Source organism: Shewanella sp. CAL98-MNA-CIBAN-0140 (genome assembly GCF_040309905.1).
Classification (GTDB): Bacteria; Pseudomonadota; Gammaproteobacteria; order Enterobacterales; family Shewanellaceae; genus Shewanella; species Shewanella psychromarinicola.
The window spans coordinates 1-280 of sequence record NZ_JBEOPI010000139.1 but is presented as its reverse complement, the minus strand read 5'-3'; the positions used below and the strand labels follow the sequence as shown (position 1 = coordinate 280).

Genomic DNA, 280 nt, shown 5'->3' with positions numbered 1-280 from the left:
CGATAGCTCCACTTCTACAGTACGTTTAATATCGCCCTTAACCGTATCTTCTACAATTTTATATTCAGGCAGTTTCTCAACTTCAGGTTCTGGAGTGGGTTCAGGCTTTACAGTATCAACCTCTGTTTCTGTAGTTACTGGTTCATTGGTTGCTGTCTGGTCATCTGTTGGGATAAATAACATTGATATAAATATTAGAGTAGAGCCTGCTACTGTTATTTTACCCCTACCTATTTTAGGTTTTTTATCTAAGATTAAACGCTTGATAAGTGGTAACAAC

The 280-nt window shown here is 37.1% G+C and carries 1 protein-coding gene; it reads right to left on the bottom strand.

The window, feature by feature from the left end; all coding sequences use genetic code 11:
* Nucleotides 1-280, bottom strand: a 280-nt coding sequence (locus AAEY93_RS20485; protein WP_351079476.1) for a hypothetical protein, incomplete at both ends; no start/stop codon positions are given.